General features: G+C 62.3%; 16 protein-coding genes and 1 other RNA gene. 14 read left to right on the top strand and 3 right to left on the bottom strand.

The features are described 5' to 3' along the window. Window position 1: 1 nt before the first annotated feature. The 10 genes from ACQS5P_RS01415 (at window position 2) to ACQS5P_RS01370 (ending at window position 8,174) form a co-directional block, all read left to right on the top strand. Window positions 2–229, top strand: coding sequence for a hypothetical protein (locus tag ACQS5P_RS01415; protein ID WP_428939119.1), 228 nt, complete (start codon window positions 2–4; stop codon window positions 227–229). Between the two features lie 38 nt (window positions 230–267). Then, window positions 268–717 (top strand): hypothetical protein, encoded by a 450-nt coding sequence (locus ACQS5P_RS01410; RefSeq protein WP_428939118.1) that lies wholly within the window; start codon window positions 268–270, stop codon window positions 715–717. 5 nt (window positions 718–722) lie between these two features. Continuing rightward, entirely contained in the window at window positions 723–1,826 is a 1,104-nt protein-coding gene (locus ACQS5P_RS01405) for a DUF444 family protein (protein ID WP_428939117.1), read from the top strand. 69 nt (window positions 1,827–1,895) lie between these two features. Then, entirely contained in the window at window positions 1,896–2,102 is a 207-nt protein-coding gene (locus ACQS5P_RS01400) for a hypothetical protein (protein ID WP_428939116.1), read from the top strand. 113 nt (window positions 2,103–2,215) lie between these two features. Continuing rightward, a complete protein-coding gene (locus ACQS5P_RS01395) occupies window positions 2,216–3,751 on the top strand; it encodes a SpoVR family protein (protein WP_428939115.1) in 1,536 nt (511 codons plus the stop codon). Between the two features lie 64 nt (window positions 3,752–3,815). Further along, window positions 3,816–4,487 (top strand): Uma2 family endonuclease, encoded by a 672-nt coding sequence (locus ACQS5P_RS01390; RefSeq protein ID WP_428939114.1) that lies wholly within the window; start codon window positions 3,816–3,818, stop codon window positions 4,485–4,487. 114 nt (window positions 4,488–4,601) lie between these two features. Continuing rightward, window positions 4,602–5,492: a hypothetical protein gene (locus tag ACQS5P_RS01385; RefSeq protein ID WP_428939113.1), complete on the top strand. Its 891-nt coding sequence runs from the start codon at window positions 4,602–4,604 to the stop codon at window positions 5,490–5,492. Window positions 5,493–5,568: 76 nt separating this feature from the next. Further along, window positions 5,569–6,294, top strand: coding sequence for a 6-phosphogluconolactonase (gene pgl, locus ACQS5P_RS01380; RefSeq protein WP_428939112.1), 726 nt, complete (start codon window positions 5,569–5,571; stop codon window positions 6,292–6,294). Window positions 6,295–6,413: 119 nt separating this feature from the next. Beyond that, a complete protein-coding gene (locus ACQS5P_RS01375) occupies window positions 6,414–7,061 on the top strand; it encodes a class I SAM-dependent methyltransferase (RefSeq protein ID WP_428939111.1) in 648 nt (215 codons plus the stop codon). Between the two features lie 126 nt (window positions 7,062–7,187). Further along, window positions 7,188–8,174 (top strand): D-2-hydroxyacid dehydrogenase, encoded by a 987-nt coding sequence (locus tag ACQS5P_RS01370; protein WP_428939110.1) that lies wholly within the window; start codon window positions 7,188–7,190, stop codon window positions 8,172–8,174. A 52-nt stretch (window positions 8,175–8,226) separates the two neighbouring features. On the opposite strand, the gene ACQS5P_RS01365 is transcribed toward ACQS5P_RS01370, so the two are convergent. Both ACQS5P_RS01365 and ACQS5P_RS01360 read right to left on the bottom strand, forming a co-directional pair. Continuing rightward, window positions 8,227–8,526, bottom strand: coding sequence for a plasmid stabilization protein (locus ACQS5P_RS01365; protein WP_428939109.1), 300 nt, complete (start codon window positions 8,524–8,526; stop codon window positions 8,227–8,229). A 130-nt stretch (window positions 8,527–8,656) separates the two neighbouring features. Then, entirely contained in the window at window positions 8,657–8,995 is a 339-nt protein-coding gene (locus tag ACQS5P_RS01360) for a histidine triad nucleotide-binding protein (protein ID WP_428939108.1), read from the bottom strand. A 106-nt stretch (window positions 8,996–9,101) separates the two neighbouring features. On the opposite strand from ACQS5P_RS01360, the gene ACQS5P_RS01355 reads away from it, so the two are divergent. After that, entirely contained in the window at window positions 9,102–10,415 is a 1,314-nt protein-coding gene (locus ACQS5P_RS01355) for an ABC transporter permease (RefSeq protein ID WP_428939107.1), read from the top strand. 71 nt (window positions 10,416–10,486) lie between these two features. On the opposite strand, the gene ACQS5P_RS01350 is transcribed toward ACQS5P_RS01355, so the two are convergent. Continuing rightward, entirely contained in the window at window positions 10,487–10,918 is a 432-nt protein-coding gene (locus tag ACQS5P_RS01350; RefSeq protein WP_428939106.1) for a secondary thiamine-phosphate synthase enzyme YjbQ, read from the bottom strand. 157 nt (window positions 10,919–11,075) lie between these two features. Here ACQS5P_RS01350 and ffs point away from each other — a divergent pair. From ffs to ACQS5P_RS01335, 3 genes are all read left to right on the top strand, one after another. Beyond that, window positions 11,076–11,174, top strand: an RNA gene (gene ffs / locus ACQS5P_RS01345) — signal recognition particle sRNA small type. A gap of 85 nt (window positions 11,175–11,259) precedes the next feature. Further along, window positions 11,260–11,661 (top strand): four helix bundle protein, encoded by a 402-nt coding sequence (locus ACQS5P_RS01340; protein ID WP_428939105.1) that lies wholly within the window; start codon window positions 11,260–11,262, stop codon window positions 11,659–11,661. After that, entirely contained in the window at window positions 11,658–12,542 is an 885-nt protein-coding gene (locus tag ACQS5P_RS01335) for an NAD(+)/NADH kinase (protein WP_428939104.1), read from the top strand. Before ACQS5P_RS01340 ends, ACQS5P_RS01335 begins: the two co-directional genes overlap by 4 nt. The last annotated feature ends 108 nt before the right edge of the window (window positions 12,543–12,650 follow it).

Genomic DNA, 12,650 nt, shown 5'->3' with positions numbered 1-12,650 from the left:
GATGCCCAGAGACACGCGAAGATCAGGATTGTGGCTGACACTGGCGGGACTGTGCGGTGCGGCGTTTTTTGCGCTGACCGATCCGCGACTGAGCGTCTGGGGCGGATCGACGTCATCCCAGGTCGTGGACGCGGTGGCACAAGCCTCGCCGGGAACCTGGGTCGGCATCGTCGGCAGCGGCGTAATAGTGCTGATCGGATTGTGGTTGACGATGCGACGAACGGCTTGAGTAAGCAGCCAGGGAACGCGAGCACAGGAGCAGACCGTATGCGAGCGTGGACGTTCTTGGCCATCGCGATGCTTGTTGCTCTGAGTGGCGGCTGCGCGCCGTCGTTTACCGGGCAGTGGCTGGAAGAGGGCGTTGCGGGGCGCGACGGAGTCCGGGCGTCGGTCACGGGACTGAAGCGCATGGCGCTGGACTTCGGGCCGATTGCCGAGGTGCGCTACGGAACTTTCGACGAGCGCGCCGGCGTGGTTGACGCGGCATCGTTGCAGTCGGCGCCTTACTACAAATTCGCCGGCGGAAAGATCGCGCAATTCGGCGCGATGACCGCGCGGCTCGAAGGCCGCCAGCACATGATCGTTACCGTCGGGGATGTGCAGATGCGGTTCAATCGTCACCGCGGCCGCAGCATCTTCCCGCCCCTGATCACTCCGCCTGTGGCGGCGGCAGATGATCACGATTCGTTCATGGTTGCGCGTGACTGGTTGAAGTAGCCGTCATGGTCCTGAAGATCGAAAAAGATCACCAGCGTTTCCGGCAGATCGTCAAGGGACGAATCCGCGAGGATCTGCGCAAGTTCCTGACCCGCGGCGAGCTGATCGGCAAGGAGGGCAAGCACCTGATCAGCATCCCGGTGCGCGGGATCGAGCTGCCGCACTTCCGCTACGGCGACAACAGTCAGGGCGTGGGCGCCGGCGATGGCAAGGAAGGCGACGTCGTCGGCAAGACCCAGCCCGGGCAGGGCAAAAGCCAGGGCGGCACCGAGCCGGGCGCCCACATCATGGAGGTCGATCTTTCCCTGGACGAGCTGGCGGAGATCCTCGGTGAAGAACTGAAGCTGCCACGCATCGAGCCCAAGGGCAAGCATCGCATCACCACGATCAAGGACAAGTATTCCAGCCTGCGGCGCGTCGGACCGGAATCCCTCCGCCACTTCAAGCGCTCCTTCAAGGAAGCGCTCAAGCGGCAGATCATGCTTGGCCAGTATGACCCGGCCAATCCGGTCATCATCCCGGAGCGTAAGGACATCCGCTACCGTAGCTGGAAGGAGGTCAAGAGCCCGCAGTCCAACGCGGTGATCGTGTTCATGATGGACGTTTCCGGATCGATGGGCGAGGAACAGAAGGAGCTGGTGCGGCTGGAGAGCTTCTGGATCGATACGTGGCTGCGCAAGAACTACGAGGGCATCGAGAGCCGCTACATCGTGCACGACGTCAACGCCAAGGAGGTGGACAAGCACACCTTCTACCACCTTCGCGAGGACGGCGGCACGAAGATCTCCAGCGCCTTCCGGTGTGCCAAGGCGCTGCTGGACCAGCACTATTCGCCGGATGAATGGAACATCTACCTGTTCCATTTCAGCGACGGCGACAACAGCTCGGAGGCCGACAGCCGCGACTGCGTCAAGATCCTCAAGGAACAGCTCCTGCCGATGTGCAACATGTTCGGCTACTGCCAGGTCGCCTCGGCCTACGGCTCGGGGAATTTCATCAACGTGCTTCACGAGCACCTGAGGAACCACGAGAAGGTGCTGACCAGCCGGGTGAACTCGAAGGACGACATCTACGATTCGATCAAGACGTTCTTCGGCAAGGGACATTGATCGCTGATCGGTTTCGTGCAACGCGTGCGGTACGTGCAATCTTCGCCGTCCAATCGCGTCTGGAATACCATGGCCGGACAAGGTTCCACAGGTAACGTCATCGCCGCGGTGTGCAGCTTCTTCATCCCCGGGCTGGGCCAGCTCGTGCAGGGCCGGCTGCTGATGGCGATCGTGCATTTCGTTCTGGCCGCGGTGCTGTGGTGGATCCTTCTGGGGTGGATCATCCACATCTGGTCGATCATCGACGCCGCTGTCTGGAAAGGCCCGCCGGGATGAGCAGCCGGCTCAGCATCACCGACCGCAGGCTCCTGATCGATGTTGTGTGCTAGAATTGCGGTGGCGAGCGGTATCGTCCGATGTCTTTGTAAGGCCGACTCACTGGTACGCCTATGGCTTCTCACGAACTTGCACCATTCCCCGAAGAGCTGCTGGCCGCCAAGAAGCAGATCCGCGAGCAGGCTCGCTCGTACGGGCTGGACTTCTTCAACGTCATCTTCGAGATGTGCGATTACGAGCAGATGAACCAGATCGCCGCCTATGGCGGATTCCCCCAGCGCTATCCGCACTGGCGCTTCGGGGCCGAGTACGAGCGGCTGCGCAAGCAGCATCACTATGGCCTGGGGCGGATCTACGAGATGGTCATCAACAACGACCCCTGCTACGCCTATTTGCAGGAGTCGAACCAGCTTGTGGACCAGAAGCTGGTGATCGCGCACGTGTATGGCCACGCGGACTTCTTCAAGAACAACCTGTGGTTCAGCCAGACCAACCGCAAGATGATGGATGAGATGGCCAACCACGCAACGCGGGTGCGGAAGCACATCGAGAAGCACGGGTACGACACGGTGGAGAAGTGGCTGGACATCTGCCTGAGCGTGGAGGACCTGATCGACCCGCACAGCATGTTTCTGCGCCGTGGCCCGGACGATCAGCAGCACGAGGAGCCGAAGCGCGAGCCGCCGGCGGTGACGAAGTTCAAGACCAAGGATTACCTGGACCGCTGGGTCAATCCGCCGGAACTTCTGGAGGCCGAGGCACGGCGGCTGCGCGAGGAACAGGCCCGCAAACGCTTCGTCACTCCTGTCCGCCCGACTCGCGATGTGCTCAAGTACCTGCTGGAGCACGCGAGGCTTGAAGACTGGCAGGCCGACTGCCTCTCGATCATCCGCGAGGAAGCCTATTACTTCGCGCCGCAGGCGATGACCAAGATCATGAACGAGGGCTGGGCTTCGTACTGGCACAGCACGCTGATGACCAGGCACTTCGTGCAGGCCAAGGAGATCATCGACTACGCCGATCACCACAGCGGCACGGTGCACATGCCTCCGGGGAACTTCAACCCCTACAAGATCGGGCTGGAGCTGTTCCGTGACATCGAGGACCGCTGGAACAAGGGCAGGTTTGGCAAGGAGTACGAAGAGGCCGACGACCTGGGCGCCAAGAAGAAGTGGGACAAGGGGCTTGGCCTGGGCCGGGAGAAGATCTTCGAGGTCCGGCGTGTGTACAACGACGTGAACTTCATCGATGAGTTCATGACGCCGGAATTCATCGAGAAGCACAAGTTTTACCAGTACGGTCGCGATCCGCACACCGGACAGCTCCGGATCATCAGTCGCGATCCGGCGCGGATCAAGCAGACGCTGCTGTTTCAGCTCACCAACCTGGGCAAGCCGCTGATTTACGTGGTGGATGGCAATTACTGCAACCGCGGCGAACTGTTCCTGGCTCACAAGCACACCGGCCTGGATATTGAGATCAAGTTCGCCGTCGAAACCCTGAAGAACGTCTACAAGATCTGGCAGCGCCCGGTGCATCTTCAGGCAAGGATCGATGATGACATGATCCTGTTCAGTTTTGACGGGCATCAGCCCAAGCAGCAGACGATTCACGACGACCTGCCCAAGCCGGCGCATCAACTGGGGTGAAGTGTCGGACGAATCGTTCCGGGCTGACCACGGGGCGTCGGTGCCGGACGGTATACTTACACGCATGACCCAGCCGGCGGAAAAACATCGCTCCACGATTGAGGAGTACCTCCGCCTTGATCGCGACTCGACCGAGCGGCACGAGTACCGCGACGGCGCGATCGTGGCAATGGCCGGACGATCACACGATCACACGCTGATCGCGGCGAATCTCATCGCCGAGATTCGCAACGCCCTGAAAGGCAAGCCGTGTCGCGCCTACGGCAGCGACCTGAAGGTGGCGATCACCAAGCGTCGCCGGATCACCTGCCCTGATGGCTCGATCATCTGTGGCCCACCGGAATTTCACCCGGCGGCCGCTGCCGCGCGGGATGTCGTAGCCAATCCCCGAGTGTTGATTGAAGTGCTCTCGCCCTCGACCGAACACTACGACCGCACTGAGAAGTTCGACGTATACCGCGAGATCGACTCATTTGAAGAGTATGTTCTGGTCGGGCAACTCTCCGCACGGGTCGAAACCTATCGCCGATTCCCCGATGGCTCCTGGCACTTTGAGGTCTTCGCGGGAATCCAGGCCACGGCGCAGCTCGGATCCGTCGGCATTGCCATTCCTCTGGGTGAGATTTACGCCGGGATTGAGATGCCCGTGCCTCAACAGACGGACGAAGTTGCGCCTGACTCCGGCGTCGGGTCATCGCCTGGATCCCCGCAGTCCCCGCCCGCACTGCAATCCTGAAGCTGCATCAAGCAGCCAGTGTCTCCGCATCCGCTACAATCGAAAAAAGCGCTGTTGGCACATCGCCCTCGTCTGGCTATAAATGCGGCCGAGGTTTCGGACCAAGGAGAAAATGTGAGAAAACGGATCTGCGTCACGGTCGCGGCTGCTGCCGCGCTGGCTGCGGGGGTTGTTTCGGTTGCACCTTCTGACGAATCGCACGCTGCGACGCTGTTCAGCAATGGCCCGCTGATCACGGAGCCGACCGGGGGCACCGGGGCGATCGCCGGCCAGCCGCTGAGCCGCGCCGATTCGTTTCCGCTTACACCTACGCTGAACGGCGCGACCACCGGCGTGGGTGCGACGCACTCGCTGGGAGTTGCGGTCGCCGAGAACTTTGTCGTGCCGGCCTGGGGGTGGGATCTGGACAGCGTCACGGTCTACGCATTTCAGACGTCGCAGACGACGCCGACCGTGACGGATGTCTACATCAACCTGTGGACCAGCGCTCCGTACTCGGCCGATTCTCCACCGCCCCGGCCCGAACCGCTGCCTGCGCCGCTGCTGAGCACGCCGCTGCACCTTGCCGCCGGCCCAGGCAGCTTCGTGGCCCATCGTGTCAGCGGCAGCTCCACCAGCACGGTTCGTCCGATCTTCGCCTACACCGTCTCGCTGAATGGTTTGCCCAACGCTGGCGTGCTGGGGCCCGGCGAGTACTGGCTGGAATGGTCCATGGACGGCGCGACCTCGCCTTCGGTCAACGTCTTCGTGCCGCTGGTCTCTCCTCGCACCGCCGCCTATGACCTGAACGCCCGGCTGTACAACATCCCGCTGGCGGGCATGCCGCTGTGCTGGTTCGAGGGACGCGAAGGCTACCAGAACGAAGCCAATCCAGGCCGGCCCTACGCGCTGGCGTTCGAACTGCACGGGACCGAGTTGCCGGAGCCGGCCGCAGGGGTGATGGTCGTTGCGGCCACGCTGCTGATCACTCGGCGACGAACGCGTACGTGGCCCCGCGGCAGTTGATCTGCACTGGCGCATTGTCTTGGGTTCCGCACGGCGACCTTGGCGAATCGCCGCGGCGCGCGATAATCTCGGCGACATGATTCAGCCTGAGATCAGGGTGTTTGCCGACCCGGCAGGCGTGGCACGGGAGGCCGCCAGCCGCGTCGTCAAGGCAGCGCGAGAAGCGATCGGTCAGCACGGCAAGTTCTCCGTGGTCCTGTCCGGCGGCTCGACGCCGCGGATGCTCTACGAGCTGCTGGCCAGCGACGAGTTCCGCGACCAGATCGATTGGACGCACACGCTTGTCTACTTCGGCGACGAGCGTACCGTCCCGCCGGATCATCCCGACAGCAACTACCGCCTGGCCAGTGAAACCCTGCTGCGGCGAGTGCCGATTCCCGGCGACAACGTCTATCGCATGCGCGGGGAGATCGATCCTGAAGAGGCTGCGAGGGAGTACGGGCAGTTGCTCCAGGAGCATTTCGCCGATGCCGGGCCCGACCTGGTGTTGCTGGGGATGGGCGAGGACGGTCACACGGCGTCGCTGTTTCCTTACACCCCGGCGCTGAAAGAGACCAAACACCGATGCGTGGCCAACCGCGTCGATAAGCTCAACACCACGCGGATTACGCTGACGGCGCCGTTCATCAACCGTGCCGCGCAGGTGCTGATCCTCGTCACCGGGGCCAACAAGGCGGCTCGCGTGGCCGAAGCGCTTGAGGGGCCGCGGGATCCCGATCGCCTGCCGATCCAGCTCATCCAGCCCGCATCGGGGCGGCTGACCTGGCTGCTGGATGCGGCGGCGGCGGGGATGCAGGAGTGAATCGATCTGGCTGCGCCGGACGCGATACTTGGCAAATGGCTTAGCTGGCACTAAATTGATTCCCAAGCAATCGGGGATCTGACCAGGAACAGACGGGTGTCCGGGAAGGACAACAGGCCATGCAGGAAGCCAGCACCAAGAAAATCTACGACGTTCACTCGCTGTTCTATGATGCGACGTTCGGGCGGCTGGTTCGTCGCCGGATCGAACGGGCCATCAACCACATGAACATTCGCCGCGATGACCTCGTGCTGGATCTGGGGATCGGCACGGGGGTCTCGTTGAACTTTTACCCCAAGGATCGCGGACGGATCATCGGCATCGACCTGTCGGCCGGGATGCTCCGCGAGGCGCGCAAGAAAATCCGCGAGCGAGGCCTGGAGCGGGCGTTCGTATTCCAGGCCAATGCGCTGGAGCTGCCCTTCGCCGACAGCACCTTCGATCATGTATTCATCAGCCACGTGATCAGCGTGGTCAGTGATCCGGTTCGGCTGGTTCGTGAGGCGCAGCGTGTGGCCAAGCCCGGCTCGCGGATCGTCATCGTCAACCACTTCCAGTCCACCAACCGCTTCATTGCGCTACTGGAAAAGTGGCTGTGTCCGCTGTGCACGAAGCTCGGCTGGCGGAGCGACCTGGCGCTGCAGGACCTGATCCGCAGCACGGGCGTGGAGATCGATTACCGCTTCAAGCTGGAGAGCATCGATCTGTGGGAGACGGTGGTGATGACGAACAACAAATCCGCCATCCAGACCGCCCGTGCGGCGTAATGCAACCACCGATGAACACGGATGAGCACAGCCATCCCGGATTCGGGTGATCGCGTCAGAGGTGTCTGGCCTGTGCTGGCGACTCGCGCACGACCGGGACGGTCGTGCCACGAATGACCCATGCCAATGCGAATCGTTGTCCTCGACGGCTACACGCTGAATCCCGGCGACAATCCCTGGACACCAATCGAGCGGCTGGGGCGGCTCGCTGTCCACGACCATACGCCTGACGATCAGGTCGTCGCGCAGGCCAGGGGCCACGAGATTGTCATCACCAACAAGGCGGCGCTGTCGGCCCGGACGATCGCCGAGCTGCCTGAAATGAAATTCATCGCCGTTACCGCGACGGGGTACAACATCGTGGACATCGTCGCGGCGGGGCAGCGGGGGATTCCCGTCTCCAATGTTCCTGAGTACGGCACAGACTCCGTCGCGCAGTACACGTTCGCACTGCTGTTGGAGCTATGCCATCACGTCGGCCTGCATGATCAGGCGGTCAAGGCTGGCGAGTGGACGCGCCAGCGGGACTTTTGTTTCTGGAAGACGCCGCTGGTCGAGCTGGCGGGAAAGACGATGGGCATCGTGGGGTTCGGTCGGATCGGCATGCGCGTCGGGCAGATCGCCCATGCCCTGGGGATGCGGGTGCTGGCGTTCGACCCGGTGTCGCGGACCGAGCCGGGGTATCAGCCCTTCGCCTTCCGTTCGATCGAGCAGTTGTTCGCCGAGGCCGACGTGGTCACGATGCACTGCCCGCTGACACCGCAGAATCACGGGATGGTCAACGCGTCGCTGCTGTCGCGGATGAAACGGTCGGCCTTCTTCATCAACACGGCACGGGGCCAACTGGTCAACGAACACGATCTGGCCGAGGCGCTGAACCGAGGCGATCTGGCAGGGGCGGCGGTGGACGTGGTCTGCCAGGAGCCGATTCGCCCGGACAATCCGCTGTTGAGCGCCAAAAACGTGATCATCACGCCTCACATCGCCTGGGCCGCCTTGGAGCCGCGGCAGCGGATCATGCAAACGACGGCCCGGAACATCGAGGCGTTTGTTCAGGGCAAGCCGATCAACGTGGTCAACAGCGCATACCTGTCGCCGCCAGCGGCAGGTTGACGCGTCGATGACGGGGTCGGACGCGATCTGATCGTGCCGGCCGCGAATCCGCTTACCGCGAGCGTGCGCGGGTTCGTGCGGCTTTTCGCGCGGAGGCGGATCGGGCCGCCTTGGGGCGAGCCGCCGCCGCACGCCCGCCCTTTTTGCCCGCACGACGGTACACATCGCGGTTGGTCGCTTTTCCGCGGCCGGATCCGCTCTTTTCCCCGCCGCCGTAGATCTTGTTGACCGTCGCCCAGGCGCGGCGTTCGGCCTCGTCCTCGGGCACGCCTCGCTTCCTGTAACCTTGCTCGATATGTTCAGCCTGACGTTGCTGCTTGCCGGTGTATTTGGTCTTCTCGCCGCGGGGCATGGCTGGTGACCTCCTTTCGAGTCACGTGGGTCAGGCAACGGATGCAACCCACGGGCCAGCCATGTCCATCTCGCCACGCAAAATGCCGCCCGCTGCACGCAAGGTCGCGGGGCAACCTGCGGCAGGTGCCTCACCCCGGCGGCCAGGTGAACTTCCGCCCGGCCAGCACATGCAGGTGCAGGTGGAACACCGACTGCTGCGCGCCGGGGCCGCAGTTGAACACCGCGCGGTAATCCGTGTGGCCCATTTCGCGCATCAGTTTCTTGGCGACCAGGAACATGCCGCCGACCAGTTCCGCATCCTCCGGCTCCAGGTCATTAAGCGTGGGAATCACCTTCTTGGTGATGATCAGCAGATGCACCGGTGCCTGCGGCTGAATGTCGTGAATGGCGATGTATTTGTCGTCCTCGTAGGCGATCCTCGCGGGGATCTGCCGGGCGATGATTTTGGAGAAGATCGTCTCGGACATAGAATGGTCCTCGCTATAAAATAGTTGTTGTGAGTTGTTGGCTGGCTGTTGTCAACAACTGTCGGCCCGCAATGTACAACAGGCAACGCGCCCTGATTGCGACCCCATGCTGAACTTTCTTTACGAAACTCTGCGTCTGGGACTGAAGAACCTGCATCTGCACAAGCTGCGCAGCCTGCTGACGGCACTGGGGATCATCTTCGGCGTGGCGGCGGTGATCATCATGGTGGCGATCGGCAACGGCGCCAAGCTGGAAGCTCGCAAGCAGATGGACAAGCTTGGAGCGCAGAACATCCTGGTGCGCTCCACCCGCCCGCCGGAAAGTATGGACGCTTCCAGCCGAACTCAGCGCGTGCTGGAGTACGGCCTGAAGCGGGCCGATCTGGAGCGGCTGATGACGATCCCCGGGCTGGCGAAGGTGGTGCCGCTGCGCGATACGGAGCAGCGGGTGACGCTGGGAGATATTCGCGCCAACGCCAACGCGATCGGCACCACGCCGGAAATCTTTGAGGTGATTAACCTTCAGCTTGCTCGCGGAGAGTACTTCACGCAGCTTCAGTACGATCGTGCCGAAGCGGTCTGCGTCATCGGTGCCCACGCCAAGCAGCAACTGTTTCCTTACCAGGATCCGCTTGGACAGACGATTCAGGTCGGCACCAGCGGCAGCGGGCCGGTGATCATCCTGACCGTGATCGGGGTGCTGGAGCCGACCGGGCTGCGCGCCGGCTCCGACAGCGCCGGCATCATGCTCCGCGACATCGATCAGGATATCTATTTCCCGCTGACACTGGCGCGGCAGGTCTTCGGCGACTCGATCCTTCGCCGCCAGGCAGGATCCATGGAGCGCAAGCAGATCGAATTGAGCGAATGCTGGCTGAAAGCATCGCGAACCGAGGACGTGGAGAAGATCGCCGGCATCGCCCAGAACCTGCTGGCGATCGGGCATCCGGGCATGAAGGACGTTACGGTCAAGGCGCCGATCCAGATCCTCCGCAACGCCGAGGCGCTCAACCGCATGTTCAACTTCATCATGGTGGGGATTGCCAGCTTTTCGCTGGTGGTCGGGGGGATCGGAATCATGAACATCATGCTGGCGACGGTGACCGAGCGGACGCGCGAGATCGGCATCCGCCGCGCCCTGGGTGCCAAGCAGCGGCACATCACGCTTCAGTTCCTGGTCGAGACCACGGTGATCTCACTGACCGGCGGGCTGATCGGCATTGGCCTGGGCACGTCGGTTGCCAAGCTCCTGCCCGTCCTTGTGGCCAAACTGGGCAACGCCTCGTATCCGACGAACATCACGACCTGGTCGGTGGTGGCCAGCTTCGTCGTCAGCGGCATGATCGGCATTGGCTTCGGGCTGTACCCGGCCGTCACCGCGGCGAAGATGGACCCGATCGAGGCGCTGCGACACGAGTAAAGCCCAGCGACGAACGCCCAACGACGGATGCCGAATGCAGCGGCCGGCTCCGTCATCCGATACCCTGCATCTCAATCCGTGCTCGGCGGGTCCAGGCTCACGATCTTCACATTCATTCTCCTTTCCCGGGGCCCGTCGAATTCGCAGAAGAAGATGCCCTGCCAGCGGCCAAGCAGTAGCTGGCCTTTTTCGATCAGAACCGTGACGGAGTTGCCAACCAGGGCGGTTTTGACGTGGGCGTCGCTGTTTCCCTCATCGTGCTGATAGAAGCTCTCCAGTTGCGGCACCAAAGCGTCGAGTTTGGCCAGGATATCGTGCTGCACGTCCGGGTCGGCGTGCTCGTTGATGGTGACGGCGGCGGTGGTGTGCGGGATGTAGACGATGACGAATCCTTCATGGACGCCGCGCTGCCGCACCAGCCTCTGCACGCGATCAGTCACGTCGATCATTTCGGTGCGTGTCTGCGTCTGGAGCGTTTCGCTGATGACCGCAATGTGCCTCATGCTCTTAGCTTATCCGCGCACCGGTCACAGATCGAAGGCGCACCTCAATTCCCTGGCGCCAGTGGCATTGGATCGGTCGGTCGGATATAGTTAATGCCGCCAGCAATGGCGCAACACGCCTGCCGTCATGGAGCTTTTCGCCGTCGCCGCGGAAGACGGCCGGGTCCGATGCAAGGGTCGGCTGCGAACCGGGTCAGGTCCGAAAGGAAGCAGCCCTAAGCAGATCCGGTCCTGTGCCGTCGAGTCCCCGGTCGTCTTCCGCGGCGATCGCGTTTTTCGATTTGCGATTTTTGATTTGCGATTTGCGATTGGGCCCAGTCCCCTTACGAATAGGAGGTTCGATGACGGAGGCGGATATGATTCGGCGGACCAAGAGATTCGCCTTGCGGGTCCTTAAACTCATTGACGTGCTTCCGGATAGTTGCGCGGGGCGTGTCATTGCAGCTCAGTTGGGTCGCTGCGCGACATCGGTCGGCGCGAACTACCGCGCCGCTTGTCGCGGTCGATCCAAAGCGGAGTTCTACTCGAAGCTTGGCATTGTCGAAGAGGAAGCCGACGAGAGCCTATACTGGCTGGAACTGATCATGGAAGCCGAACTCATTAAACCTGCACGGATTCGGCCGCTTTACCTCGAGGCCGAAGAGATACTGGCAATCATCGTTGCGTCTCGGCGAACAACTGCGCAGTCGCTTGCTGCCGAGAGAGCAAATCGCAAATCGCAAATCGCAAATCGAAAATCGTGAAGCTTGTCATCGTCGCCAACGTCTCCAAACCCCGCGTGCGCCAGGCCGTCGAAGAACTGGTGCCCTGGGTTCGACAACGCGCCGACGTCGTCGCCGTCGATACCGACTCCGGAGTCGATCTGACGACGATCGATACCGACGCGATACTCGTGTTCGGTGGAGATGGAACCCTGCTGGCCACCGCGCGCCGCCTGCATGGGCGGCAAGTCCCCATGATGGGCGTGAACTTCGGCCGACTGGGATTCCTGGCCAGCTTCACCCCGGCGGAGTTCAAGGACAATCTGGAAAAGCTTCTGGCCGGACAATTGCCGATCAGCTCGCGGCAGGCGATCGAGGCGTCGGTGCTCGACGCCGACGTCAAGTGCGATCCGACCGACTCGGCGGAGGTGGCCGCCAAAAGACGCTTCGTCTCCACCGCGCTGAATGACGCGGTCGTCACCGCCGGTCCGCCGTTCCGCATGATCGAGCTGATCGTCGGCCCGGAGAACGATCCGGGCGTGCGTTTCCTGGGCGACGGGATGATCATCGCCACGCCCAGCGGATCAACCGCGTACAGCATGAGCGCTGGCGGGCCGATCCTCAGCCCGACGATGGAGGCGATGTGCATCACGCCGATTTGCCCGCACAGTCTCTCGTTCCGTCCGATCGTGATCTCCTCGCAGAACAAAGTGCTGGTGACGGCGCGGCGCGTCAACCGTGGCACCACGCTGTTCTGCGACGGACAGGAGAGCACCAACGTCAAGGCCGGCGACCGCATCGTCGTGCAGCGCGCCGCCAGGGACGTGCTGCTGATCGATAACCCTGCCTCGCGGGAGTGGCGGATGCTGGCAGAGAAGCTCAACTGGGCCGCCAGCCCGCGCTACAACGCCTCGACCAAATAGCGCTCCGCTGAAACAGCCAAATCAACATATCTAAGCACATCAATAACAAGACTATTATCTCTTTTTATCTTGATTTGTCGCCGCATCCACGGTTAACATGGCTCCAGG

This window comes from Fontivita pretiosa, assembly GCF_050410795.1.
Classification (GTDB): Bacteria; Planctomycetota; Phycisphaerae; order Tepidisphaerales; family Tepidisphaeraceae; genus Fontivita; species Fontivita pretiosa.
This window is presented reverse-complemented; position numbering and strand designations above follow the sequence as displayed.

What these genes read in the sequence shown, in the direction of transcription:
- ACQS5P_RS01415 (WP_428939119.1), top strand. Translation starts at nt 2, where the DNA reads ATGCCCAGAGACACGCGAAGATCAGGATTGTGGCTGACACTGGCGGGA.
- ACQS5P_RS01410 (WP_428939118.1), top strand. Translation starts at nt 268, where the DNA reads ATGCGAGCGTGGACGTTCTTGGCCATCGCGATGCTTGTTGCTCTGAGT.
- ACQS5P_RS01405 (WP_428939117.1), top strand. Translation starts at nt 723, where the DNA reads ATGGTCCTGAAGATCGAAAAAGATCACCAGCGTTTCCGGCAGATCGTC.
- ACQS5P_RS01400 (WP_428939116.1), top strand. Translation starts at nt 1,896, where the DNA reads ATGGCCGGACAAGGTTCCACAGGTAACGTCATCGCCGCGGTGTGCAGC.
- ACQS5P_RS01395 (WP_428939115.1), top strand. Translation starts at nt 2,216, where the DNA reads ATGGCTTCTCACGAACTTGCACCATTCCCCGAAGAGCTGCTGGCCGCC.
- ACQS5P_RS01390 (WP_428939114.1), top strand. Translation starts at nt 3,816, where the DNA reads ATGACCCAGCCGGCGGAAAAACATCGCTCCACGATTGAGGAGTACCTC.
- pgl (WP_428939112.1), top strand. Translation starts at nt 5,569, where the DNA reads ATGATTCAGCCTGAGATCAGGGTGTTTGCCGACCCGGCAGGCGTGGCA.
- ACQS5P_RS01375 (WP_428939111.1), top strand. Translation starts at nt 6,414, where the DNA reads ATGCAGGAAGCCAGCACCAAGAAAATCTACGACGTTCACTCGCTGTTC.
- ACQS5P_RS01370 (WP_428939110.1), top strand. Translation starts at nt 7,188, where the DNA reads ATGCGAATCGTTGTCCTCGACGGCTACACGCTGAATCCCGGCGACAAT.
- ACQS5P_RS01365 (WP_428939109.1), bottom strand. Translation starts at nt 8,526, where the DNA reads ATGCCCCGCGGCGAGAAGACCAAATACACCGGCAAGCAGCAACGTCAG.
- ACQS5P_RS01360 (WP_428939108.1), bottom strand. Translation starts at nt 8,995, where the DNA reads ATGTCCGAGACGATCTTCTCCAAAATCATCGCCCGGCAGATCCCCGCG.
- ACQS5P_RS01355 (WP_428939107.1), top strand. Translation starts at nt 9,102, where the DNA reads ATGCTGAACTTTCTTTACGAAACTCTGCGTCTGGGACTGAAGAACCTG.
- ACQS5P_RS01350 (WP_428939106.1), bottom strand. Translation starts at nt 10,918, where the DNA reads ATGAGGCACATTGCGGTCATCAGCGAAACGCTCCAGACGCAGACACGC.
- ACQS5P_RS01340 (WP_428939105.1), top strand. Translation starts at nt 11,260, where the DNA reads ATGACGGAGGCGGATATGATTCGGCGGACCAAGAGATTCGCCTTGCGG.